The following is a 21,855-nucleotide window of genomic DNA, read 5'->3' as shown; positions in this document are numbered from 1 at the left end:
GAGAAAGATGCATGGCTAGAGAATTCTCCTTGGAAAAGACTCGTAATATCGGTATCATGGCTCACATCGATGCTGGTAAAACCACTGCTACCGAACGTATTCTTTTCTACACAGGACGTATCCACAAAATTGGCGAAACCCACGAGGGTGCTTCGCAAATGGACTGGATGGAGCAGGAACAAGAGCGCGGTATCACGATTACATCCGCAGCGACCACTGCTCAATGGAAAGGTCACCGTATCAACATCATCGATACACCAGGACACGTGGACTTCACAGTTGAAGTAGAACGTTCTTTGCGTGTACTTGATGGTTCTGTAGCAGTTCTTGATGCTCAATCTGGTGTAGAACCGCAAACGGAAACTGTTTGGCGTCAGGCTACAACCTATGGTGTTCCGCGTATTGTATTTGTAAACAAAATGGATAAAATAGGTGCAGACTTCCTTTATTCCGTTGGAACACTTGGCGACCGCCTTGGAGCAAATGCTCATCCGGTTCAATTGCCGATTGGTGCAGAGGATAATTTCGAAGGAATTATCGACTTGATCACCATGGAAGCATATTTCTACCTGGATGATTTGGGAACTCGTGCGGAAGCCCGTCCGATTCCGGATGAATACAAAGAGCAGGCTGAAGAATATCGCACGAATCTAGTAGAAGCAGTAGCAGAGCTGGACGAGGAACTTATGATGAAGTACTTGGAAGGCGAAGAAATCTCTAACGAAGAGCTTAAGGCTGCTGTCCGTACTGCGACGTTAAGTGTAGAATTCTACCCTGTATTTTGTGGTTCTGCTTTCAAAAACAAAGGTGTTCAGCTGTTGATCGACGGCGTTATCGACTACTTGCCGGCTCCGACAGATGTACCTCCAATTGAAGGACATGTACCACAAACAGAAGAACAGGTCGTTCGTAAAGCGGATGACAACGAACCATTCTCTGCATTGGCATTTAAGGTCGCAACAGACCCTTATGTCGGTAAGCTGACATTCTTCCGCGTATATTCCGGCACGTTGAGCTCCGGCTCTTACGTAAGGAATTCTACGAAGGATAAGCGTGAGCGTGTAGGACGTATCCTGCAAATGCACGCAAACTCCCGTGAAGAAATTTCAACTGTATATGCCGGCGATATCGCTGGAGCAGTTGGTTTGAAAGATACAGGTACAGGGGATACGCTATGTGATGAAAAATCACTCGTAATCCTTGAATCAATGGAATTCCCTGAGCCGGTTATCGATGTAGCTATCGAACCGAAGACCAAAGCAGACCAAGATAAAATGGCTGTGGCGCTTGGTAAACTGGCCGAGGAAGATCCGACTTTCCGTACCGAAACTAACGCTGAAACCGGCCAAACAATCATTTCTGGTATGGGTGAGCTTCACCTTGATATCATTGTTGACCGTTTGAAGCGTGAATTCAAAGTCGAAGCTAATGTTGGTGCGCCACAGGTTGCTTATCGTGAAACTTTCCGCGCTGCTGCTGAAGTAGAAGGTAAGTTCGTAAGACAGTCCGGTGGTAGAGGTCAATACGGCCACGTTTGGGTCAAGTTTGAACCAAACGAAGAAGGCGCCGGTTTCGAATTTGAAAACAAAATCGTTGGTGGTACCGTTCCTCGTGAATACATTCCATCTGTAGAAGCTGGTATTAAGGAATCTATGGAAAACGGAGTATTGGCGGGATATCCGCTAATCGACGTTAAAGCGACATTATTCGATGGAAGCTACCATGACGTCGACTCAAACGAAATGGCCTTTAAAGTTGCTGCTTCCATGGCGCTTAAGGCTGCTAAAAACAAATGTCAACCAGTTATTCTGGAACCAATGATGAAAGTCGAAGTTACCATTCCAGAAGAATACATGGGAGACATCATGGGAGATGTAACATCCAGACGCGGACGTGTCGAAGGTATGGGTTCTCGTGGTAATACACAAGTTGTCAATGCTTTCGTACCGCTTTCTGAAATGTTCGGTTATGCAACATCTCTTCGTTCCAACACACAAGGAAGAGGTCAATATACGATGACATTTGACCACTATGAAGAAGTTCCAAAGAGCATTTCCGAAGAAATTATCAAGAAAAATGCTGGTGAATAATTGATTTTTTTCTGTTCATCGCGTATAACTTGTATTGTAAGCTTAGAAACGACTTCTTAGTTGTTTCTAAGCGGCAAATACATTGATTATAAAATCAACACTTTTACTTACTTAAAGGAGGAAATATAAATGGGTAAAGAAAAATTCGATCGCTCCAAAGACCACGTTAATATTGGTACTATCGGTCACGTTGACCACGGAAAAACTACTTTGACTGCTGCTATCACAACAGTACTTCACAATCGTTCTGGTTCTGGTACTGCAATGGCATACGATCAAATCGACGGTGCTCCAGAAGAGAAAGAGCGTGGAATCACTATCGCAACTTCTCACGTTGAGTACGAAACTGACAACCGTCACTATGCTCACGTTGACTGCCCAGGTCACGCTGACTACGTTAAAAACATGATCACTGGTGCTGCGCAAATGGACGGTGCTATTCTTGTAGTATCTGCAGCTGACGGCCCAATGCCACAAACTCGTGAACACATCCTTCTTTCCCGCCAGGTTGGTGTACCGGCAATCGTTGTGTTCTTGAACAAAACAGACATGGTAGACGACGAAGAGCTTCTTGAATTGGTAGAAATGGAAGTTCGCGATCTTCTTTCCGAGTATGACTTCCCTGGTGACGATGTACCAGTAATCAAAGGTTCTGCTCTTAAAGCACTTGAAGGCGACGAAGAGTATGCCAACAAAATTTATGAGCTAATGGATGCTGTTGATGAGTACATCCCTAGACCAGACCGTGACACTGAAAAACCTTTCATGATGCCAGTTGAGGACGTATTCTCTATCACTGGTCGTGGTACGGTTGCTACTGGCCGTGTTGAGCGCGGACAAGTTAAAGTCGGTGACGAAGTTGAAATCATCGGTCTTGCAGAAGAAGCAGCTAAAACAACTGTAACTGGTGTTGAAATGTTCCGTAAGCTTCTTGACTATGCAGAAGCTGGCGACAACATTGGTGCACTTCTACGTGGTGTGTCTCGTGAAGATATCAACCGTGGTCAAGTACTTGCTAAGCCTGGCTCTATCACTCCACACACTCGTTTCAAAGCAGAAGTTTATGTTCTTTCTAAAGAAGAAGGTGGACGTCATACTCCATTCTTCGGTAACTACCGTCCACAGTTCTACTTCCGTACAACTGACGTAACTGGTGTTATCACTCTTCCAGAAGGCGTTGAAATGGTTATGCCTGGCGATAACGTAGAAATGACTGTTGAGCTTATTTCTCCAATCGCTATCGAAGACGGAACGAAGTTCTCTATTCGTGAAGGTGGCCGTACAGTAGGCGCTGGCGTTGTTGCTACTATCGAAAAATAAGGTAGAGCGATCATAAATAAAGCAGACAGCTTTCAATTGCTGTCTGCTTTTTTATTTAGTTGAGAGTTTGAAAGGGAAGTGTTTATATAGGAGCTTTTAAGCTATTGGCCAAGCATACGTTGTGAGTGGAGCGATTCGATAACCTTGTTTGTAAGCCCCCTATGGAGCGTTAAACCCCTGGAATATTCCTTTAGGGATATTATGTTCTTCGCTTAACCCTTTTTCATTTAATTACCACTAAAAATCATGCATAAAGCCTTGAAATCAGGGGTGAAACTCCTGTATAATACGGGAAGTGCCGTTAAATGTGCGCCTTAAAGGAGCTTGGAATAAAAGGTGGAGATGACTGCTGGTAGAAAAGACTTTCAGAGCAGTATGGACGGATCGAAACCCTGTTTCGTTTCCACAATCTTTTTGAAAAGTTCTTTCCTAATATTTAAGGTTGCAATGACCGCTATTATTCTATATAATAGGTAATGTTGGTCATAAAAGGCGATGATGCGGAAGGTTGTTGACACACCCGGCCCCTTTGCCATGGCGAGGGTGTCAAGGAATTTTCGCGGAGAATGTCTATTATAAAATGGGCGAAAAAAGGAGGGAAAATAATGGCAAAAGAGAAGATTAGAATTCGTTTAAAGGCGTATGATCACCGTATCCTGGATCAATCTGCCGAGAAGATTGTAGACACAGCGAAGCGTTCTGGTGCTAACGTATCCGGACCAATTCCGCTACCTACAGAGAAATCCGTGTACACAGTACTTCGTGCGGTACACAAATACAAAGATTCTCGTGAGCAATTTGAAATGCGCACACATAAACGTCTTATCGATATTGTAAGTCCTACACCGCAAACAGTCGACTCGCTAATGCGTTTGGATCTGCCGTCTGGTGTGGACATTGAGATTAAACTATAAAGAATTTAAAGATATTAGGAGGTGTGACGGATGGCGAAAGGAATCTTAGGTCGAAAAATCGGCATGACTCAACTTTTTAGTGAAGACGGAGAATTGACTCCTGTAACGGTAATTCAAGCTGACCCTAACGTAGTTCTTCAAAAGAGAACGCTTGAGAACGACGGGTATGAAGCGATCCAGCTAGGCGTTGTTGATCAAAAAGAAGCCAAAGCGAATAAGCCGGCTAAAGGACATGCTGAAAAAGCAAACACAACCCCTAAGCGCTTCATTCGTGAAATCCGTGATGCTAACCTTGACGACTATGAAGTAGGACAAGAGGTTAGTGTTGAGATTTTTCAAACTGGAGACAAAATTGATGTAACTGGAACTTCTAAAGGGAAAGGATTCCAAGGTGCGATCAAGCGTCATAATCAATCCCGCGGACCAATGACACACGGTTCCCGTTATCATAGAAGACCAGGTACAATGGGTGCTATTGATCCAATGCACGTATTCAAAGGTAAAAAGCTTCCTGGCCAAATGGGTGGAGAGCAAGTAACGCTTCAAAACCTTGAAATTGTGAAAGTTGATGCCGAGCGCAACCTTATCCTTGTAAAAGGTAACGTTCCAGGAGCAAAAAAATCATTCGTTAAAATCACGAGTGCAGTTAAGGCTAACTAATCATAAACGAAGGGAGGATATGTCATGCCTAAAGTAGCACTTTATAACCAAGGCGGATCACAAGTCGGCGATTTGGAACTTAATGATGCCGTTTTTGGAATTGAACCAAACACACATGTTTTACATGAAGCTGTTGTTATGCAACGCGCTTCTTTACGCCAAGGAACACACGATGTAAAAAATCGTTCTGAAGTAAGCGGTGGTGGACGTAAACCATGGCGCCAGAAGGGTACAGGACGTGCTCGTCAAGGTTCCATCCGTTCTCCGCAATGGGTAGGCGGCGGAACTGTATTCGGCCCTACACCACGCAGCTATAGCTATAAACTACCGAAGAAGGTTCGCAGATTGGCGCTTAAATCTGCTCTTTCCTCTAAAGTGAACGAAGAAAGCTTGGTTGTTCTTGAAAGTCTTGCATTCGATGCACCAAAAACAAAAGAAGTAGTAAATGTACTTGCTGCTCTTAATGTAGATGGAAAAGCATTGATTGTAACAGCTGACCAGGACGAAGTTGTTGCACGTTCTGCTAACAACTTGCCAAACGTAAAGGTTTTGACTGTAAGCGAAGTTAACGTACTTGACTTGCTTACGCATGACAAGCTGATCTTGACGAAAGATGCAGCTGAAAAAGCAGGGGAGGTGCTTGCATAATGAAGGATCCACGTGATATTATTAAGCGCCCGATTATTACTGAACACTCTGCAGACTTGATGGCAGAAAAGAAATATACGTTCGAAGTAAACACAAAAGCCAATAAAACAGAGATCAAAGATGCTGTTGAATTGATTTTCGGTGTCAAAGTAGAAAAAGTCAACACCATGAATCTTAAAGGTAAATTCAAGCGGATGGGTCGTTACGGTGGTTACCGTCCAAACCGCAAGAAAGCCGTTGTGCAATTGACTGAAGACAGTAAAGAACTCGAATTCTTTGAAAGTGTATAAGTAAAACCTATCAAAAAAGGAGGGAAAAAAGATGGCGATTAAAAAGTATAAACCAACATCAAATGGTAGACGCGGCATGTCCACTTCTGATTTCGCAGAAATCACAACTGACAAGCCAGAAAAATCCCTGTTGAGCCCACTCCACAAACGTGGCGGACGTAACAACCAGGGTAGATTAACTGTTCGTCATCAGGGCGGTGGCCATAAGCGCCAATATCGTATCATCGATTTCAAACGTGACAAAGATGGAATACCAGGACGCGTTGCTACAATCGAATATGATCCAAACCGCTCCGCAAACATTGCATTGATTAATTATGCTGACGGTGAAAAGCGATACATTCTTGCACCTAAAGGCTTGACTGTAGGTACGGAAGTCATTTCCGGACCAGAGGCAGACATCAAGTTGGGCAACTCGCTTCCACTGCAAAACATTCCAGTAGGTACGATCATTCATAACGTAGAATTAAAGCCAGGCCGCGGCGGACAACTTGCTCGTTCTGCAGGTGCTCAAGCTCAAATTCTAGGACGTGAAGATAAATATGTATTGGTACGTTTAGTATCTGGAGAAGTACGTTTAGTACTAGGTACTTGCCGCGCCACTATCGGCCAAGTAGGAAACGTAGAGCACGAATTAATCAATGTTGGTAAAGCTGGACGCTCTCGCTGGAAAGGCAACCGTCCAACTGTTCGTGGTTCTGTTATGAACCCTAACGATCACCCACACGGTGGTGGTGAAGGACGCGCACCTATCGGTCGTAAATCACCAATGTCTCCTTGGGGCAAACCTACGCTTGGTTACAAGACACGGAAGCGCAACAAGCCGACAGATAAATTCATCGTTCGTAAACGTAAAAAATAACGGGATTGAAAGGCGGGACAAAAACCCCGTCTGTCAATCGCAAAGGGAGGTTTATGTATGGGTCGCAGCTTAAAAAAAGGACCTTTCGCAGATGACCATTTAATGAAAAAAGTCGAAAAATTGAACGAAGACAACAAAAAACAAGTTGTTAGAACTTGGTCCCGTCGTTCAACAATATTCCCTAACTTTGTTGGTCATACAATCGCTGTATATGACGGACGTAAACACGTACCGGTATATGTCACCGAAGATATGGTCGGTCATAAATTAGGTGAATTCGCGCCAACCCGCACGTTCAAAGGGCATGCTGGCGATGACAAGAAAACAAAACGCTAATGAGAGGAGGCGCTCTTGATGCAAGCTAAAGCCGTTGCGAAATCTGTTCGAATTGCTCCTCGTAAAGTTCGATTAGTCGTAGATTTAATTCGAGGAAAGAAAGTCGGAGAAGCAGTTGCGATTTTAAACCATACACAACGCGGTGCATCCCCTGTTGTAGAGAAGGTATTAAAATCAGCTATTGCTAATGCAGAACACAATTATGAAATGAACCCTGACGATTTGGTAGTATCTGAAGCATTTGTTAACGAAGGTGTTACACTGAAACGTTTCCGCCCTCGTGCTATGGGTCGTGCTAGCCAAATCAATAAAAGAACCAGCCATATTACTGTGGTTGTATCAGAACAGAAGGAGGGATAATCAGTGGGTCAAAAAGTTAATCCTGTAGGACTTCGTGTCGGCGTCATCCGTGACTGGGAATCCAAATGGTACGCTGGCAAAGACTATGCAGACTTGTTACATGAAGACATTAAAATTCGTGAATATATTGAAAAGCGTCTGAAGGATGCAGCAGTTTCTAGTATTGAAATTGAACGTGCAGCCAACCGCGTAAACATCTCTATTTCAACTGCGAAGCCAGGTATGGTTATCGGTAAAGGCGGTTCTGAAGTAGAAGCATTGCGTAAATCGTTGAACGCTTTGACTGGAAAAAGAGTTCACATCAACATCGTTGAAGTGAAAAAAGCTGATCTTGATGCTACATTGGTAGCTGAAAATATTGCACGTCAATTGGAAAACCGTATTTCTTTCCGTCGTGCTCAAAAACAAACGATCCAACGCGCTATGCGTGCGGGAGCTAAAGGTATCCGTACTCAGGTTTCCGGTCGTCTTGGTGGAGCAGACATTGCCCGTGCAGAACATTACAGCGAAGGAACTGTACCACTTCACACACTTCGCGCTGACATTGATTACGGTACTGCAGAAGCAGATACTACGTATGGTAAACTAGGTGTCAAAGTGTGGATCTATCGTGGAGAAGTCCTTCCAACTAAAAACAATCAATAAGGAAGGGGGAACGCATTATGTTAATGCCTAAACGTGTAAAATATCGTAAACAACACCGCGGCCGCATGACTGGTAAAGCAAAAGGCGGTACGACTGTTGCATTTGGTGAATATGGACTACAAGCTGTAGAAGCTTCTTGGATTACAAGCCGTCAGATCGAGGCTGCTCGTATTGCAATGACTCGTTATATGAAACGTGGCGGTAAAGTTTGGATTAAGATTTTTCCAGACAAACCTTATACTGCTAAGCCTCTAGAGGTTCGAATGGGTTCCGGTAAAGGTGCTCCTGAAGGATGGGTTGCAGTAGTAAAGCCTGGTAAGATCATGTTCGAAATTGCCGGAGTTTCAGAAGAAGTTGCGCGTGAAGCATTGCGTCTTGCTTCTCATAAACTACCGATCAAAACGAAATTTGTAAAACGCGAAGAAATTGGTGGTGAAATCAATGAAGGCTAATGAAATCAGAGAGTTAACCACTGCCGAAATTGAACAAAAAGTTAAATCTTTAAAAGAAGAGCTATTCAACTTGCGTTTCCAATTAGCTACAGGTCAATTGGAAAACACTGCACGTCTTCGTGAAGTGCGTAAATCGATCGCACGTATGAAAACTGTCGTACGTGAAAGAGAATTAAGCGTTAATAACTGATAAACCCGAGAGGAGGTTAGCCTCACATGAGTGAACGTAACAATCGTAAGGTCTATAACGGCCGTGTAGTATCAGATAAAATGGACAAAACCATTACTGTATTAGTCGAAACCTACAAATTCCATAAGCTTTATGGAAAACGTGTTAAGTACTCGAAAAAATTCAAAGTGCATGATGAAAACAATCAAGCAAAAATCGGCGACATTGTACGCATCATGGAAACTCGTCCGCTTTCAGCTACGAAACGTTTCCGTCTAGTTGAAATTGTTGAAGAAGCGGTTATTATTTAATAAAGTTCGCTCGGAAGGATTCCGAAGGGAGGTTCAAGCAGTATGATTCAACAAGAAACTCGTTTAAAAGTTGCAGATAACTCAGGAGCACGTGAAGTGCTTGCGATTAAAGTTCTGGGCGGTTCCGGCCGTAAAACTGCTAATATTGGCGATGTAATCGTGTGTACGGTGAAACAAGCAACACCAGGCGGCGTTGTTAAAAAAGGTGATGTCGTTCGTGCTGTTATTGTCCGTTCGAAGAGCGGAGTGCGCCGTAAAGACGGTTCTTACATTCGATTTGATGAAAATGCAGCGGTAATTGTACGTGAAGATAAGAGCCCACGTGGTACTCGTATCTTTGGACCAGTTGCACGTGAATTGCGCGATGCTAAATTCATGAAAATCGTTTCCCTAGCTCCAGAAGTATTATAAGCGAATTAAAAGCCTTGTAAGGAGGTGCAGCAGCATGCATGTTAAAAAAGGTGATAAAGTTCAGGTGATAGCTGGGAAGGATAGCGGCAAGCAAGGCACTATTCTAGAAGCTTATCCGAAAAAAGAACGTGTATTGGTGGAAGGCATCAATGTCGTGAAAAAGCACGCAAAACCTTCTCAGGATAACCCGCAGGGCGGAATTCTTAACCAGGAAGCATCCATTCATGTTTCTAACGTAATGCCGATCGATCCGAAATCCGGCGAACCAACTCGCGTTGGATATGAAGTGCGTGATGGCAAGAAAGTCCGTATCGCTAAAAAATCCGGTGAAGCATTAGATAAATAAATCAGCGGTGAAAGGAGGGCTACTCGATGAACGAATTGAAAAAAAGATACCAAGAGGAAATCGTTCCTTCATTGGCAGAAAAATTTAATTATGAATCAGTAATGCAAGTACCTAAAATCGAAAAAATCGTGATTAACATGGGTGTGGGTGATGCAGTTCAAAACACAAAAGCGTTGGATAACGCAGTGGAAGAGCTTGCACTTATCTCCGGTCAACAGCCAGTTGTTACAAAAGCAAAGAAATCAATTGCAGGTTTCCGTTTGCGTGAGGGGATGCCAATCGGCGCTAAAGTAACCCTTCGCGGTGAGCGTATGTACGAATTCCTTCAAAAGCTTATCGGGGTATCATTGCCACGTGTACGTGACTTCCGTGGTATCTCTAAAAAAGCATTTGACGGACGCGGCAACTATACGCTTGGTATTAAAGAACAATTGATTTTCCCAGAAATTAATTACGATAAAGTCAATAAAGTTCGCGGTATGGACGTAGTTATCGTAACTACCTCTAATACTGACGAAGAAGCACGTGAACTTTTAGCTCAGCTTGGCATGCCTTTCCAAAAATAAGCATTTGAGCTAACACAAGGAGGGAAAATTGTGGCTAAGAAATCAATGATTGCGAAACAAAAACGCAAACAAAAATTCCAAGTACAAGAGTACACACGTTGCGAACGCTGCGGACGTCCACACTCTGTATTGCGCAAATTCAAACTTTGCCGTATTTGTTTCCGTGAACTTGCCTATAAAGGTCAAATTCCTGGTGTCAAAAAAGCAAGCTGGTAATCCCCGATCAGGGAAGGAGGTAATGAATAATGGTTATGACAGATCCAATCGCAGATATGCTTACTCGTATTCGTAATGCCAACATGGTACGCCATGAGAAGCTAGAGGTGCCTGCTTCTAAGCTTAAAAAAGAGGTTGCAGACATCCTTAAGCGTGAAGGCTTCGTACGCGATTACGAATTTATCGAAGATAACAAACAAGGTGTGCTACGTATTTTCCTTAAATACGGCGCAAACGAAGAAAGAGTAATCACTGGTCTGAAAAGAATCAGTAAGCCAGGATTGCGCGTTTATGCTAAAGCCGACGAAATTCCAAAGGTATTGAACGGACTTGGCATCGCAATTGTTTCTACTTCAAAAGGCGTTTTATCTGACAAAGAAGCACGTGCCCAAGCAATTGGCGGCGAAGTGCTAGCATATATTTGGTAATTTATTCAGACAAGATAGGAGGTGCTTTGAATGTCTCGTGTAGGTTTTAAAATTTTGGAAATTCCAGAAGGTGTGGAAGTCAAATTAGACGAAAACACTGTAACAGTGAAAGGTCCTAAAGGAGAGCTGTCCCGCACTTTCCACCCGGACATTAACGTAAAAATCGAGGACAACGTTCTTACTGTAGAGCGTCCTAGCGATAGCAAAGAACACCGTGCACTGCATGGCACTACCCGCAGCTTGATCGGTAATATGGTTGAGGGAGTCCATAAAGGATACGAGAAAAGCCTGGAGATTAATGGTGTAGGTTACCGTGCTACGAAGCAAGGCGACAAAGTAGTCATTAATGCAGGTTATTCCCACCCAGTGGAAATTGAATCACGTGAAGGAATTGAAATTGATGTTCCTGCCAACACAAAAGTTACCGTTAAAGGTATCGATAAAGAATTAGTTGGAGCCGTAGCGGCTAACATCAGAGCCATTCGTCCGCCTGAACCTTATAAAGGAAAAGGTATCCGTTACGAAGGCGAATATGTACGTCGTAAAGAAGGTAAAACTGCAAAATAAGGTAGGTTAGGGAACAGAAAGGAGTGACCTAGATGATCACAAAGCCTGACAAGAACGTTGTGCGTAAAAAACGTCACACTCGTGTACGTAAAAATTTGTTCGGAACAGCTGAACGCCCACGTTTGAACGTTTACCGTTCAAATAAGCACATCTACGCACAGCTTATCGACGATATAAACAGCAAAACTTTGGCAAGTGCATCTACAGTAGACAATGATCTTAACCTGGAAGCAACAGGTAATGTAGAAGCTGCTCAAAAAGTTGGCGAATTGCTCGCTAATCGTGCAATCGAAAATGGACACAAAAATGTGGTATTCGACCGCGGAGGTTACTTATATCACGGACGTGTAAAAGCATTGGCAGATGCTGCTCGTGAAGCAGGTCTTGAATTTTAATAGAAAAAGGAGGGACAAATATTGCGTACTAACATTGACCCGAACAAATTAGATATTGAAGAGCGTGTAGTTACAATTAACCGTGTCGCAAAAGTAGTAAAAGGTGGACGTCGTTTCCGTTTTGCTGCACTAGTTGTTGTCGGCGACAAAAACGGTCATGTAGGATTTGGTACTGGTAAAGCACAGGAAGTACCAGATGCAATCAAAAAAGCAATCGACGATGCGAAGAAAAATCTAATTACTGTACCAATCGTAGGTACAACTATTCCACACGAAATTACTGGCGGATTTGGCGCAGGAAGCATCTTGATGAAACCAGCTGCTGAAGGTACCGGAGTTATTGCCGGCGGACCTGTCCGTGCGGTACTTGAACTTGCAGGTATTGGTGATATCCTTTCTAAATCTCTTGGATCTAATACACCAATCAACATGGTTCGCGCTACAATCAACGGATTGAGCGAATTAAAACGTGCGGAAGATGTTGCCAAACTACGTGGTAAGTCAGTAGAAGAACTGTTAGGATAAGGAGGGAAATCACATGGCTAAAAAGTTAGAAATTACCCTCACGCGCAGTGTTATTGGCAGAACCGAAGGTCAAAAGACTACAGTCAAAACACTTGGCTTGAATAAAATCCGTCAATCGGTAGTCCGTGAAGATACTCCTGCCGTTCGAGGCATGATCAACAAAGTATCTCACTTAGTATCGGTAAAAGAAGTATAATTAACGAAAAGCGCAAAGAGGAGGTGCTCGCATGAAACTTCATGAATTGAAGCCAGCAGAAGCTCGCAAAAAACGTAATCGTGTAGGTCGAGGAATGTCTTCAGGTAATGGAAAAACAGCTGGGCGCGGACATAAAGGACAGAAAGCTCGTTCAGGCGGCGGTACTCGTCCTGGTTTCGAAGGCGGTCAAATGCCGTTGTTCCAACGTCTGCCTAAGCGCGGATTTACCAACATTCACCGTAAAGAGTTTGCGATCGTAAATCTGGATACACTTAACCAATTTGATGAAGGTACAGAAGTTACACCTGAGCTTTTACTTGAAACTGGTGTTGTCAGCAAGCTAAAAGCCGGCATTAAAGTTCTTGGAAATGGTACTATTGAAAAGAAACTTACCGTAAAAGCTCATAAGTTCTCTGCTTCAGCGAAAGATGCTATCGAAGCAGCGGGCGGTCAAACTGAGGTGATTTAATGTTCCGTACAATCTCCAATTTTGTGCGCGTGGGTGACATTCGTCAGAAAATCGTATTCACCTTGTTGATGCTGATCGTTTTTCGGATTGGTACCTTTATTCCTGTACCTTTTACCGACCGTGATGCTATCGACTTTATGAACGAACAAAGCGTGTTTGGTTTTCTAAACACGTTCGGCGGTGGGGCATTGCAAAACTTCTCCATTTTCGCAATGGGGATCATGCCTTATATCACCGCTTCGATTATCATGCAGTTGTTACAAATGGATGTTGTACCAAAGTTTACCGAATGGAAAAAGCAAGGTGAAGTTGGGCGCAAGAAGCTCGCCCAGTTTACGAGATATGGAACAATCATTCTTGCTTTAATTCAGGCTGCAGCCATGTCTGTCGGCTTCAACGCGATGACCAGAGGCACATTGATTGCAGATCCTGGATTTGGGAAGTTTGCAGTCATCGCGCTTGTTTTAACAAGTGGAACTGCCTTTCTTATGTGGCTTGGAGAACAAATCACAGCCCACGGCGTAGGAAATGGGATTTCGATCATCATTTTCGCTGGTATTGTTGCGGCAATACCAAACGGTGTTAACCAAATTTTTGAACAGTATTTTGGCGGAGATGTCGGCAATGATCTGTTTCTTAACATTGTAATTGTCGCCTTAATTGTGTTGGTTGTTTTAGCTGTGGTTGTCGGGGTAATTTTTATCCAGCAGGCATTGCGTAAAATTCCGATTCAATATGCCAAACGTTTAGTGAATCGTTCACCGGTTGGGGGACATTCTACGCATTTACCGTTAAAAGTGAATGCTGCTGGAGTAATCCCGGTCATCTTTGCCATATCCTTTATCATGGCACCGAGAACCATTGCCGGATTCTTTGGAACAGATGGCATGGCGGGAACGATCCAATCAATCTTTGACTATACACAGCCAATAGGAATGGTGATTTACGTAGCCTTAATCATTGCCTTCACTTATTTCTATACATTTGTTCAAGTGAACCCTGAACAAATGGCTGAAAACCTGAAAAAACAAGGCGGATATGTCCCTGGTATACGCCCGGGAAAAAATACCGAAACGTATTTGACCCGCGTGATGTATCGACTTACTTTTGTAGGAGCTTTGTTTTTAGCAGCCGTATCTGTACTTCCATTAGTATTGGGCAGGCTTGCTAATCTGCCGCAGGCAGTGCAAATTGGCGGAACAAGCCTCTTGATTGTTGTAGGAGTTGCCTTGCAGACGATGAAACAACTAGAGAGCCAGCTTGTCAAACGCCACTATAAAGGCTTTATCAAGTGAACCGGTCATGCTGTCCTTGCTTACGCCTTGCATGTTTAGCATGACAGCAAACCGAGTTTCTTTAGAAGAAATGAGAGCGAGGGGAAAGTCATTGAATTTAATCCTTATGGGACTGCCAGGTGCCGGCAAAGGGACACAGGCAGAAAAAATAGTTGATAAATATCAAATCCCTCATATCTCAACAGGAGATATGTTCCGTTTAGCTATTAAAGAAGGAACGGAGCTCGGTAAGCAAGCAAAATCTTATATGGATCAAGGGGAGCTTGTCCCTGACGAGGTTACCATTGGTATTGTCCGTGAGCGGCTAAGCAAAGATGACAGCCAAAAGGGCTTCCTGTTAGACGGTTTTCCGAGAACCATTGCCCAGGCAGAGGCTTTGGAAAATCTTTTGGCAGATATGGGGAAAACCCTCGACTATGTGTTACACGTAGAGGTGCCAAAAGAACAACTTATCGAGCGGTTAACTGGTAGAAGGATTTGTCCGACCTGTGGAGCAACATACCATGTGCAATTCAATCCTCCTGAAACAGAGGGGATTTGTGATCGCGATGGTACAGAATTGATTCAAAGGGATGACGATAAACCAGAAACGGTTAAAAAACGTCTGGAAGTTAACGTAGAACAAACACAGCCTATGCTTGATTATTATGAGCAAAAAGGTTATCTCGCGAAAGTCAATGGAGCCCAGGATATCGACTTGGTCTTCCAGGAAATTGATGATAAGCTGCAGAACCTTTCTAAATGATATTGGCAATAAATCCTGTGAAAAGGTGAGATGCTGCCGGCAGTTATTCTTTCTGAAGGCACACCCTATCGCTGAATTTCATTAAACCGAGTATATCGAAGCCGGAGTTGGATAATATTGCTGAAAAGGACATTCGGCAGGGTGATGCAATTCCAGTGCATACAAGGTATAATGGTTTCGCGGGAGAATTTGCGCATCAGTTAGTGTCGAGCTTGTGCATGGAACTCCGGATAACCCGGAACCCGTTAAACAGTTCCATACTTGAACGTGTATGGGGACTGGGAAACAAACATCCTATCATGGCGATTCGGCTTGGATGTATCCTGTCGATCCAGTCGATAGAGATATGAACAATCTGCTACTGGTAACAAAGTTGTCTTATACAAAGGTATGAAATAGGCAAAGCCAGGTGTCCGCCTTTCAAATATATCGCATGCCGATCAAGGCATGGTCCTCGCCATGGAGATGATGGCGATGCAGGAGGGAGTATCAATCTCTTGCAGATGATTGGACAGTTGTCACCCAAAGTGGTAAAATGTGTGTTTGCTTTGAACATACTTTTGCCATTGCAAAAGAAGGTTTTCTAATATTAACAAAAGCCTAAGTGAAGGTGATTGTGGTTGAGTGATTCAGAGTCGAGTCCGCGAATAGGTCAAGTTGTTCGTATTGCACGAGGACGGGAAGCAGGTCAATATGCGATCGTCATTCAAATGCTTGATGATCGGTTTGTCTTGCTTGCTGATGGAGAGAAAAGAAAATATGATCGGCCGAAGAAGAAGAATTTGCATCATATTGAGTTAATGGATTACATCTCTCCAGAAGTCCAGAACAGCCTTCTAGAAACTGGTCGCGTAACAAATGGTAAGCTGCGTTTCGCTCTATCAAAATTTGTCAATGAAGTAGTGACTGATTTGAAGAAGGGAGATCAACTCGATGGCGAAAGACGATGCAATTGAAGTGGAAGGAACCGTTACTGACACGTTGCCTAATGCGATGTTCAAAGTTGAATTAGAAAACGGTCATACTGTTTTAGCTCATGTCTCTGGCAAGATTCGTATGCATTTCATCCGGATTCTGCCTGGAGATAAAGTGACGGTTGAGCTTTCCCCATATGATTTAACAAGAGGACGTATCACGTACCGTTATAAATAAATGCTCCGATCCAAAAGGAGGTATGGATGATGAAGGTAAGACCATCTGTAAAACCAATTTGTGAAAAATGTAAAGTCATTCGCAGAAAAGGCAAAGTCATGGTAATCTGTGAAAACCCTAAGCATAAACAAAAACAAGGCTAATTTGAAGGAGGTGCACGTATCTAATGGCACGTATTGCTGGTATTGATATTCCGCGTGATAAACGTGTAGTCATTTCTCTTACCTATATCTATGGTATTGGAAAAACAACTGCAAAAGAAGTACTGAAAGAAGCTGGAGTTTCAGAAGATACACGAGTTCGTGATTTAACCGAAGATGAGCAGGCAAGAATCCGTCAAGCAGTAGAACGGTTCACTGTTGAGGGTGACCTTCGCCGAGAAGTATCCCTAAACATCAAACGCTTGATCGAAATCGGTTCTTATCGTGGTATTCGCCACCGCAGAGGGCTTCCATTGCGTGGACAAAGAACGAAAAACAACTCTCGTACTCGTAAAGGCCCGCGTCGTACAATTGCTAACAAGAGAAAATAAGCTAAAGGAGGTTAGTTAATCAATGGCACGTAAAACAAATACACGGAAACGTCGTGTGAAAAAGAATATTGACAGTGGTGTGGCTCATATCCGTTCGACTTTCAACAACACCATTGTAACCATCACTGATGTTCAAGGTAACGTTGTAAGCTGGAGCAGCGCTGGCGCTCTTGGTTTCAAAGGTTCCCGTAAATCTACTCCTTTTGCTGCCCAAATGGCTGCTGAAGCTGCTGCAAAAGCAGGTATGGAGCACGGTTTAAAAACTTTGGAAGTAACAGTTAAGGGTCCTGGTGCTGGACGTGAAGCAGCAATCCGTTCACTTCAAGCAGCAGGTTTAGAAGTTACAGCTATTCGTGACGTAACGCCAGTTCCTCACAATGGCTGCCGCCCACCAAAACGTCGTCGTGTTTAATTTATCCGTATATAATTTGTCACCCTGTCTATAATGGGTTATGATAGCTAAAAATGCAGGATACCAGACTAGATCGACGGTCTAATCTGGATGCCCTACAGCATCGCAAATGACAGAACAGCATACGAAGTTGCATAGTGCAGAGAACGGTAACTGCCTACCTGGGGAATTTCGGTTAGACCGATAACGTCTAACCGGGGTTTCGACGTTTTGAAGGAGGGTTTAATTAATGATTGAGATTGAAAAGCCAAAGATTGAAACGGTCGAGGTGAGCGATGACGCTACCTTTGGCAAGTTCGTCGTAGAACCGCTTGAACGTGGATATGGAACTACACTAGGAAACTCCTTGCGTCGTATCCTTTTATCCTCACTTCCTGGCGCTGCTGTGACATCAATTCAAATCGATGGAGTGCTTCATGAGTTTTCTACGATCGATGGAGTAGTAGAAGACGTGACAACCATTATTTTGAATTTGAAAAAGCTGGCTCTTAAAATCTATTCCGATGAAGAAAAAACATTGGAAATCGATGTTCAGGGAGAAGGAAAAGTTACAGCTGCCGACATCACTTATGACAGTGATGTGGAAGTATTGAACCCGGATCTTCATATTGCTACGTTGGGCGAAAATGCTCATTTGCGCATGAAGATTGCAGCTGAACGCGGCCGCGGATATCGTCCAGCAGAGGCAAATAATCACGAAGATTTGCCAATCGGCGTCATTCCGGTTGACTCGATTTTCACTCCGGTGGAACGTGTGACTTACCAAGTGGAAAATACACGTGTCGGCCAGATCACTAACTTCGATAAACTGACGTTGGATGTTTGGACTGATGGAAGCATACGACCTGAAGAGGCTGTTTCATTGGGTGCTAAGATTTACACGGAACATCTGAATATTTTCGTAGGACTTACAGATGAAGCGCAAAGTGCTGAAATTATGATCGAGAAAGAAGAAGATCAAAAAGAAAAAGTACTGGAAATGACAATCGAAGAATTGGATCTATCCGTCCGTTCCTACAATTGCCTAAAGCGTGCCGGAATCAATACGGTACAAGAGCTTGCTCATAAGTCGGAAGAAGATATGATGAAAGTTCGTAATCTTGGCCGCAAATCATTAGAAGAAGTAAAACATAAACTAGAGGATCTTGGTCTAGGCTTACGCAAAGAAGATTAATTGAATAGACACCTTTAGAAATTCCGAAAAAGGGAGGGATAATCCATGGCTAGAAAACTAGGTCGTACAACTGATGTACGTATGGCACTACTTCGCAACCTTGCCACAGACTTGATTATTCATGAACGATTAGAAACTACTGAGGCGAAGGCAAAGGAACTTCGTTCTGTTGTTGAAAAAATGATTACGCTTGGAAAGCGCGGCGATCTTCACGCACGTCGTCAAGCTGCATCATTCCTATACAATGCAGAAGCAAACGAAAACGAAGATGCCATCCAAAAACTATTCTCTGATATCGCTGCACGCTATGAAGAGCGTCAAGGCGGTTACACACGTGTCCTTAAATTGGGACCGCGTCGTGGTGACGGTGCAGAAATGGCGATTATCGAGTTGGTTTAATTTAAAAGCAATTGCTTGAAGGGCAGGACAGAATCTCTTCCATGAGGTGAATCCCGGCCCTTTTTTGTTTTACTATCATTTAAAAGTCTAGCGTAATACTGGCAACACCGGCCCCCTCGAGGTCTTAAGCCAATCCTTTATGTGGCAAAAACCGCCACGACAAGTCTTGCCGTAAGCTGGTCGGAGGCCTACACGATGTGGGTCATGCAGGCGTTGCTACAGGACGTGGCGCATTCAGTCTGTATTCCTTTAAACAGGGGCGCCTGCGCTTGTCTTTGTCCAGCTCAGGCGTCTACCCCCCTCGAGATCTTAAGCCAATCCTCTATGTGGCAAAAACCGCCACGACAAGACTTGTCTTAAGCTGGTCAGGGGTGAACAAGTCGCCTGCGCTTTTCTATTTATATTAATGTTTGCTGTGTCTATTTGAGTGGATTCGACAAATTGGTGATATTTCCGGGGAAATATTGTCGAACTGCCAAAGGGGGAATCATCTTGGGGAAGAATGTCATGAAATTTGAACATGTTTGGTTTCGGTATGGAGAAGACCTGCCGTGGGTGCTGCGGGATGTTTCTTTTGAAATTAATAGTGCGGAATGGGTAGCAGTAATCGGCCACAATGGATCAGGGAAATCGACGATTGCAAAACTGATGAATGGTCTATTGTTTCCGCAAAAGGGAAAAGTCCTGATAAATAACCTGGAAGTGAATGAAGAAACCATTTGGGATGTTCGAAAGCAAGTTGGTATGGTGTTTCAAAATCCGGACAACCAGTTTGTTGGCACCACCGTCCGGGATGATGTCGCGTTTGGTTTAGAGAATCGGGGTATTCCCAGAGAAGAAATGATCAGCCGCTTAAAGGACAGCCTTGCAGCCGTTCGAATGGAAGATTACGAGTTACATGAACCACATCGATTGTCGGGCGGGCAAAAGCAGCGGATTGCAATAGCGGGTGTTCTAGCCGTCTCCCCGCAGATTATCATTTTAGATGAAGCTACTGCAATGCTTGATCCGAATGGCAGAAAGGAAATCATGAACACGGTGATAGCTGTCAAAGAACAAGATGATGTTTCACTGATCACCATTACCCACGACTTGAAAGAAGTCACGCGTGCAGATCGTGTGTTGGTGATGAATGAGGGAAAAGTATGGATGGAGGCTCCTCCAAAAAATGTTTTTGCCAAACGAGATGATCTGAAAACAATCGGACTCGATATACCTTTTGTTACGAAGCTAGCTGCCGAACTCACGGAGCGGGGGATATTCATGGATTCAGAACCATTGAATCACGACGAGCTGTTGGAGGAACTATGGAGATTTCATTTAAACAGGTAAGTTACACCTATCAACCTAATACACCGTTTGAACACAAAGCCCTTAAAGAGCTTGATATGGAGATTCCTTCAGGATCATTCACTGCCGTCATCGGTCATACAGGGTCAGGAAAATCGACGTTGATTCAACACTTGAACGGCTTGTTAAAGCCTACAGCGGGTGTCGTAAACATCGGTACTTATCAACTGCATCCAGAAGCAAAACTAAAGAGAATCAAGGATCTCAGGAGCAGAGTCGGGATTGTTTTCCAATATCCTGAGCACCAATTGTTTGAAGAAACGGTTTACAAAGATATTGCCTTTGGACCGTTAAACTTTGGTGTCAATCGGGAGGAAGTCGAAAAGCGTGTCAGGCAATCCTTGCAAGCTGTTCAGTTACCAGATGAGCTGCTTGGCCGTTCTCCTTTTGAACTGAGCGGGGGGCAGATGAGAAGAGTGGCGATAGCAGGTGTGCTGGCTGTTCAGCCAGAGCTGCTTGTTTTGGACGAGCCCACTGCAGGACTGGACCCCCGGGGACAAAAAGAAATGATGGATATGTTCTACCAGCTTCATAAGCAAAAAGGTTTAACGACAATACTAGTGACACACAGTATGGAAGACGCATTAGCATATGCCGACCATGTCATCATTTTGAATAATGGGGAAAAGTATCTGGAAGGAAAACCTGAAGAAGTGTTCACACGAAAAGAGGCTCTCCAGCGGGTACAGCTGGATGTACCGGAAGTCATCCAGTTCATCATGAAAGCCAAAGATAGATTCCAAGTGGATCTCTCCTATCATGGGCAGACAATCGAGGAATTGGCAGAGGAATTAGCTTCGATCGTGAAAGGGGAGAACCAAAATGAATAATGCCTTCATTATTGGTCAATATGTTCCAGGTGACTCTATTGTTCATCGGTTAGATCCACGGACAAAGATGATTGTCATTTTTCTATTTGTGATTGTCGTATTTTTCGCCAATTCGATTTGGAGCTATGGATTACTGACAGTGTTCTCCCTGTTAAGCGCGCTGATAACCAGGATTCATTTTTCTTATATACTTAAGGGACTGACCCCTGTATGGTTTTTGATTGTCTTTACATTCCTCTTGCATTTAATTGTAACAAAGGAAGGGGATGTACTCTTCCGTGTTTTTTCCTATCCTGTTTATTCAGGAGCGGTTGCTCAGGGGGCTGCAATATCGTTGCGGTTTTTCCTGCTGATCATGGTGACCTCGCTATTAACACTCACGACTACTCCGATTGAAATAACCGACGCGATAGAGAGCCTTCTGCAACCTTTGAAAAAAATAAAGTTTCCTGTCCATGAGCTGGCGCTAATGATGTCGATTTCCCTGCGATTCATTCCTACCTTAATGCAGGAAACTGAGAAAATCTCTAAAGCACAGGCCTCCAGAGGGGTGGATTTCCGGACTGGAACAGCTAAGGAGCGGATTCAGGCAGTAGTGCCATTGTTAGTTCCCTTGTTCATTAGTGCGTTTAAACGTGCGGAAGAATTAGCGATGGCTATGGAAGCAAGAGGCTATCAAGGCGGGGAAGGCAGGACGAAACTGCGGGAATTAAAAACCGGACGATTGGACATCATCGTGTACACCCTATTTGCTTTGGTGGTGCTTTTGTTATTTATCATACGTGACTAG

The 21,855-nt window shown here is 43.8% G+C and carries 35 protein-coding genes; all 35 read left to right on the top strand.

Translation table 11 applies throughout. The features are described from left to right. Positions 1-11: 11 nt before the first annotated feature. Entirely contained in the window at positions 12-2,090 is a 2,079-nt protein-coding gene (gene fusA, locus BN1067_RS04195; protein WP_053217619.1) for an elongation factor G, read from the top strand. A 129-nt stretch (positions 2,091-2,219) separates the two neighbouring features. Then, positions 2,220-3,410: an elongation factor Tu gene (gene tuf, locus BN1067_RS04190; protein WP_053217618.1), complete on the top strand. Its 1,191-nt coding sequence runs from the start codon at positions 2,220-2,222 to the stop codon at positions 3,408-3,410. A gap of 605 nt (positions 3,411-4,015) precedes the next feature. Next, positions 4,016-4,324: a 30S ribosomal protein S10 gene (rpsJ, locus tag BN1067_RS04185; protein ID WP_026569043.1), complete on the top strand. Its 309-nt coding sequence runs from the start codon at positions 4,016-4,018 to the stop codon at positions 4,322-4,324. A 30-nt stretch (positions 4,325-4,354) separates the two neighbouring features. After that, positions 4,355-4,984: a 50S ribosomal protein L3 gene (gene rplC, locus BN1067_RS04180; RefSeq protein ID WP_053217617.1), complete on the top strand. Its 630-nt coding sequence runs from the start codon at positions 4,355-4,357 to the stop codon at positions 4,982-4,984. Positions 4,985-5,008: 24 nt separating this feature from the next. Then, on the top strand, positions 5,009-5,632 hold the full coding sequence (gene rplD / locus BN1067_RS04175) for a 50S ribosomal protein L4 (RefSeq protein ID WP_053217616.1): 624 nt from the start codon (positions 5,009-5,011) through the stop codon (positions 5,630-5,632). Next, positions 5,632-5,922, top strand: a complete 291-nt coding sequence (gene rplW, locus BN1067_RS04170) for a 50S ribosomal protein L23 (protein WP_053217615.1) — start codon at positions 5,632-5,634, stop codon at positions 5,920-5,922. Before rplD ends, rplW begins: the two co-directional genes overlap by 1 nt. Positions 5,923-5,953: 31 nt before the next feature. Continuing rightward, a complete protein-coding gene (gene rplB / locus BN1067_RS04165) occupies positions 5,954-6,784 on the top strand; it encodes a 50S ribosomal protein L2 (RefSeq protein WP_053217614.1) in 831 nt (276 codons plus the stop codon). A gap of 57 nt (positions 6,785-6,841) precedes the next feature. Beyond that, the gene (gene rpsS / locus BN1067_RS04160; protein WP_026569048.1) at positions 6,842-7,120 is read left to right on the top strand and encodes a 30S ribosomal protein S19; all 279 of its coding nucleotides are present in this window, start codon (positions 6,842-6,844) and stop codon (positions 7,118-7,120) included. Between the two features lie 18 nt (positions 7,121-7,138). Continuing rightward, positions 7,139-7,480, top strand: a complete 342-nt coding sequence (gene rplV / locus BN1067_RS04155) for a 50S ribosomal protein L22 (protein ID WP_026569049.1) — start codon at positions 7,139-7,141, stop codon at positions 7,478-7,480. Between the two features lie 3 nt (positions 7,481-7,483). Continuing rightward, a complete protein-coding gene (gene rpsC / locus BN1067_RS04150) occupies positions 7,484-8,125 on the top strand; it encodes a 30S ribosomal protein S3 (protein ID WP_026569050.1) in 642 nt (213 codons plus the stop codon). A gap of 17 nt (positions 8,126-8,142) precedes the next feature. Next, positions 8,143-8,577 (top strand): 50S ribosomal protein L16, encoded by a 435-nt coding sequence (rplP, locus tag BN1067_RS04145; protein ID WP_053217613.1) that lies wholly within the window; start codon positions 8,143-8,145, stop codon positions 8,575-8,577. Continuing rightward, positions 8,567-8,767: a 50S ribosomal protein L29 gene (gene rpmC, locus BN1067_RS04140; RefSeq protein ID WP_017473656.1), complete on the top strand. Its 201-nt coding sequence runs from the start codon at positions 8,567-8,569 to the stop codon at positions 8,765-8,767. The genes rplP and rpmC overlap by 11 nt, the downstream gene beginning before the upstream one ends. Before the next feature lie 26 nt (positions 8,768-8,793). Then, entirely contained in the window at positions 8,794-9,057 is a 264-nt protein-coding gene (gene rpsQ / locus BN1067_RS04135; protein WP_053217612.1) for a 30S ribosomal protein S17, read from the top strand. A 42-nt stretch (positions 9,058-9,099) separates the two neighbouring features. Next, positions 9,100-9,468: a 50S ribosomal protein L14 gene (gene rplN, locus BN1067_RS04130; protein WP_053217611.1), complete on the top strand. Its 369-nt coding sequence runs from the start codon at positions 9,100-9,102 to the stop codon at positions 9,466-9,468. Positions 9,469-9,502: 34 nt separating this feature from the next. Then, complete coding sequence (gene rplX, locus BN1067_RS04125; protein ID WP_053217610.1) at positions 9,503-9,814, top strand: 50S ribosomal protein L24; 312 nt, start codon at positions 9,503-9,505, stop codon at positions 9,812-9,814. A 26-nt stretch (positions 9,815-9,840) separates the two neighbouring features. Then, entirely contained in the window at positions 9,841-10,380 is a 540-nt protein-coding gene (gene rplE / locus BN1067_RS04120; RefSeq protein WP_053217609.1) for a 50S ribosomal protein L5, read from the top strand. A 30-nt stretch (positions 10,381-10,410) separates the two neighbouring features. Then, a complete protein-coding gene (locus BN1067_RS04115; RefSeq protein ID WP_053217608.1) occupies positions 10,411-10,596 on the top strand; it encodes a type Z 30S ribosomal protein S14 in 186 nt (61 codons plus the stop codon). A 29-nt stretch (positions 10,597-10,625) separates the two neighbouring features. Beyond that, positions 10,626-11,024: a 30S ribosomal protein S8 gene (rpsH, locus tag BN1067_RS04110; protein ID WP_053217607.1), complete on the top strand. Its 399-nt coding sequence runs from the start codon at positions 10,626-10,628 to the stop codon at positions 11,022-11,024. Between the two features lie 30 nt (positions 11,025-11,054). Continuing rightward, positions 11,055-11,591, top strand: a complete 537-nt coding sequence (rplF, locus tag BN1067_RS04105) for a 50S ribosomal protein L6 (protein WP_053217606.1) — start codon at positions 11,055-11,057, stop codon at positions 11,589-11,591. Between the two features lie 32 nt (positions 11,592-11,623). Next, positions 11,624-11,986, top strand: a complete 363-nt coding sequence (gene rplR, locus BN1067_RS04100; protein WP_053217605.1) for a 50S ribosomal protein L18 — start codon at positions 11,624-11,626, stop codon at positions 11,984-11,986. Between the two features lie 21 nt (positions 11,987-12,007). Further along, positions 12,008-12,511, top strand: a complete 504-nt coding sequence (rpsE, locus tag BN1067_RS04095; RefSeq protein ID WP_110943296.1) for a 30S ribosomal protein S5 — start codon at positions 12,008-12,010, stop codon at positions 12,509-12,511. 13 nt (positions 12,512-12,524) lie between these two features. Further along, positions 12,525-12,707, top strand: a complete 183-nt coding sequence (gene rpmD / locus BN1067_RS04090; protein WP_053217603.1) for a 50S ribosomal protein L30 — start codon at positions 12,525-12,527, stop codon at positions 12,705-12,707. A 31-nt stretch (positions 12,708-12,738) separates the two neighbouring features. After that, positions 12,739-13,176 (top strand): 50S ribosomal protein L15, encoded by a 438-nt coding sequence (gene rplO / locus BN1067_RS04085; RefSeq protein WP_053217602.1) that lies wholly within the window; start codon positions 12,739-12,741, stop codon positions 13,174-13,176. After that, positions 13,176-14,471 carry a preprotein translocase subunit SecY gene (secY, locus tag BN1067_RS04080; protein WP_053217601.1) on the top strand — a complete coding sequence of 432 codons (1,296 nt, stop codon included), beginning with the start codon at positions 13,176-13,178 and terminating at the stop codon, positions 14,469-14,471. The genes rplO and secY overlap by 1 nt, the downstream gene beginning before the upstream one ends. A 91-nt stretch (positions 14,472-14,562) precedes the next feature. Beyond that, positions 14,563-15,216, top strand: coding sequence for an adenylate kinase (locus tag BN1067_RS04075; protein ID WP_053217600.1), 654 nt, complete (start codon positions 14,563-14,565; stop codon positions 15,214-15,216). Positions 15,217-15,836: 620 nt separating this feature from the next. Then, a complete protein-coding gene (locus tag BN1067_RS04065) occupies positions 15,837-16,172 on the top strand; it encodes a KOW domain-containing RNA-binding protein (protein WP_053217599.1) in 336 nt (111 codons plus the stop codon). Further along, on the top strand, positions 16,150-16,368 hold the full coding sequence (gene infA / locus BN1067_RS04060; RefSeq protein ID WP_003464670.1) for a translation initiation factor IF-1: 219 nt from the start codon (positions 16,150-16,152) through the stop codon (positions 16,366-16,368). Before BN1067_RS04065 ends, infA begins: the two co-directional genes overlap by 23 nt. A gap of 29 nt (positions 16,369-16,397) precedes the next feature. Continuing rightward, positions 16,398-16,511: a 50S ribosomal protein L36 gene (gene rpmJ, locus BN1067_RS04055; protein ID WP_003156543.1), complete on the top strand. Its 114-nt coding sequence runs from the start codon at positions 16,398-16,400 to the stop codon at positions 16,509-16,511. 23 nt (positions 16,512-16,534) lie between these two features. Then, positions 16,535-16,900 (top strand): 30S ribosomal protein S13, encoded by a 366-nt coding sequence (gene rpsM / locus BN1067_RS04050; protein ID WP_053217598.1) that lies wholly within the window; start codon positions 16,535-16,537, stop codon positions 16,898-16,900. Between the two features lie 22 nt (positions 16,901-16,922). After that, positions 16,923-17,312 carry a 30S ribosomal protein S11 gene (gene rpsK, locus BN1067_RS04045; RefSeq protein WP_053217597.1) on the top strand — a complete coding sequence of 130 codons (390 nt, stop codon included), beginning with the start codon at positions 16,923-16,925 and terminating at the stop codon, positions 17,310-17,312. Positions 17,313-17,541: 229 nt separating this feature from the next. Further along, positions 17,542-18,486: a DNA-directed RNA polymerase subunit alpha gene (locus tag BN1067_RS04040; RefSeq protein ID WP_053217596.1), complete on the top strand. Its 945-nt coding sequence runs from the start codon at positions 17,542-17,544 to the stop codon at positions 18,484-18,486. Positions 18,487-18,531: 45 nt separating this feature from the next. Next, positions 18,532-18,885, top strand: a complete 354-nt coding sequence (gene rplQ, locus BN1067_RS04035; RefSeq protein ID WP_053217595.1) for a 50S ribosomal protein L17 — start codon at positions 18,532-18,534, stop codon at positions 18,883-18,885. A gap of 492 nt (positions 18,886-19,377) precedes the next feature. Beyond that, positions 19,378-20,217 (top strand): energy-coupling factor ABC transporter ATP-binding protein, encoded by an 840-nt coding sequence (locus BN1067_RS04025; RefSeq protein ID WP_053217594.1) that lies wholly within the window; start codon positions 19,378-19,380, stop codon positions 20,215-20,217. After that, positions 20,193-21,065 (top strand): energy-coupling factor ABC transporter ATP-binding protein, encoded by an 873-nt coding sequence (locus BN1067_RS04020; RefSeq protein ID WP_053217593.1) that lies wholly within the window; start codon positions 20,193-20,195, stop codon positions 21,063-21,065. The genes BN1067_RS04025 and BN1067_RS04020 overlap by 25 nt, the downstream gene beginning before the upstream one ends. After that, a complete protein-coding gene (locus BN1067_RS04015; protein WP_053217592.1) occupies positions 21,058-21,855 on the top strand; it encodes an energy-coupling factor transporter transmembrane component T family protein in 798 nt (265 codons plus the stop codon). Before BN1067_RS04020 ends, BN1067_RS04015 begins: the two co-directional genes overlap by 8 nt.

The organism is Virgibacillus senegalensis (assembly GCF_000821245.2).
Classification (GTDB): domain Bacteria; phylum Bacillota; class Bacilli; order Bacillales; family Amphibacillaceae; genus Sediminibacillus; species Sediminibacillus senegalensis.
The sequence above is the reverse complement of the archived record's forward strand: the minus strand, read 5'-3'. Positions and strand labels throughout refer to the sequence as shown.

Excerpts from the sequence above, each read along its gene's own strand:
- rplP (WP_053217613.1), top strand. The coding sequence starts at position 8,143 with ATGTTAATGCCTAAACGTGTAAAATATCGTAAACAACACCGCGGCCGC.
- rpsJ (WP_026569043.1), top strand. The coding sequence starts at position 4,016 with ATGGCAAAAGAGAAGATTAGAATTCGTTTAAAGGCGTATGATCACCGT.
- rplW (WP_053217615.1), top strand. The coding sequence starts at position 5,632 with ATGAAGGATCCACGTGATATTATTAAGCGCCCGATTATTACTGAACAC.
- secY (WP_053217601.1), top strand. The coding sequence starts at position 13,176 with ATGTTCCGTACAATCTCCAATTTTGTGCGCGTGGGTGACATTCGTCAG.
- rplN (WP_053217611.1), top strand. The coding sequence starts at position 9,100 with ATGATTCAACAAGAAACTCGTTTAAAAGTTGCAGATAACTCAGGAGCA.
- rpmD (WP_053217603.1), top strand. The coding sequence starts at position 12,525 with ATGGCTAAAAAGTTAGAAATTACCCTCACGCGCAGTGTTATTGGCAGA.
- BN1067_RS04015 (WP_053217592.1), top strand. The coding sequence starts at position 21,058 with ATGAATAATGCCTTCATTATTGGTCAATATGTTCCAGGTGACTCTATT.
- rplQ (WP_053217595.1), top strand. The coding sequence starts at position 18,532 with ATGGCTAGAAAACTAGGTCGTACAACTGATGTACGTATGGCACTACTT.
- rplD (WP_053217616.1), top strand. The coding sequence starts at position 5,009 with ATGCCTAAAGTAGCACTTTATAACCAAGGCGGATCACAAGTCGGCGAT.
- BN1067_RS04020 (WP_053217593.1), top strand. The coding sequence starts at position 20,193 with ATGGAGATTTCATTTAAACAGGTAAGTTACACCTATCAACCTAATACA.
- rpmC (WP_017473656.1), top strand. The coding sequence starts at position 8,567 with ATGAAGGCTAATGAAATCAGAGAGTTAACCACTGCCGAAATTGAACAA.
- infA (WP_003464670.1), top strand. The coding sequence starts at position 16,150 with ATGGCGAAAGACGATGCAATTGAAGTGGAAGGAACCGTTACTGACACG.
- fusA (WP_053217619.1), top strand. The coding sequence starts at position 12 with ATGGCTAGAGAATTCTCCTTGGAAAAGACTCGTAATATCGGTATCATG.
- tuf (WP_053217618.1), top strand. The coding sequence starts at position 2,220 with ATGGGTAAAGAAAAATTCGATCGCTCCAAAGACCACGTTAATATTGGT.
- rplX (WP_053217610.1), top strand. The coding sequence starts at position 9,503 with ATGCATGTTAAAAAAGGTGATAAAGTTCAGGTGATAGCTGGGAAGGAT.
- rplC (WP_053217617.1), top strand. The coding sequence starts at position 4,355 with ATGGCGAAAGGAATCTTAGGTCGAAAAATCGGCATGACTCAACTTTTT.
- rplV (WP_026569049.1), top strand. The coding sequence starts at position 7,139 with ATGCAAGCTAAAGCCGTTGCGAAATCTGTTCGAATTGCTCCTCGTAAA.
- rpsQ (WP_053217612.1), top strand. The coding sequence starts at position 8,794 with ATGAGTGAACGTAACAATCGTAAGGTCTATAACGGCCGTGTAGTATCA.
- rpsH (WP_053217607.1), top strand. The coding sequence starts at position 10,626 with ATGGTTATGACAGATCCAATCGCAGATATGCTTACTCGTATTCGTAAT.
- rplE (WP_053217609.1), top strand. The coding sequence starts at position 9,841 with ATGAACGAATTGAAAAAAAGATACCAAGAGGAAATCGTTCCTTCATTG.
- rplR (WP_053217605.1), top strand. The coding sequence starts at position 11,624 with ATGATCACAAAGCCTGACAAGAACGTTGTGCGTAAAAAACGTCACACT.
- rpsS (WP_026569048.1), top strand. The coding sequence starts at position 6,842 with ATGGGTCGCAGCTTAAAAAAAGGACCTTTCGCAGATGACCATTTAATG.
- rplO (WP_053217602.1), top strand. The coding sequence starts at position 12,739 with ATGAAACTTCATGAATTGAAGCCAGCAGAAGCTCGCAAAAAACGTAAT.
- rpsK (WP_053217597.1), top strand. The coding sequence starts at position 16,923 with ATGGCACGTAAAACAAATACACGGAAACGTCGTGTGAAAAAGAATATT.
- rpsM (WP_053217598.1), top strand. The coding sequence starts at position 16,535 with ATGGCACGTATTGCTGGTATTGATATTCCGCGTGATAAACGTGTAGTC.
- BN1067_RS04040 (WP_053217596.1), top strand. The coding sequence starts at position 17,542 with ATGATTGAGATTGAAAAGCCAAAGATTGAAACGGTCGAGGTGAGCGAT.
- rpmJ (WP_003156543.1), top strand. The coding sequence starts at position 16,398 with ATGAAGGTAAGACCATCTGTAAAACCAATTTGTGAAAAATGTAAAGTC.
- rplF (WP_053217606.1), top strand. The coding sequence starts at position 11,055 with ATGTCTCGTGTAGGTTTTAAAATTTTGGAAATTCCAGAAGGTGTGGAA.
- rplB (WP_053217614.1), top strand. The coding sequence starts at position 5,954 with ATGGCGATTAAAAAGTATAAACCAACATCAAATGGTAGACGCGGCATG.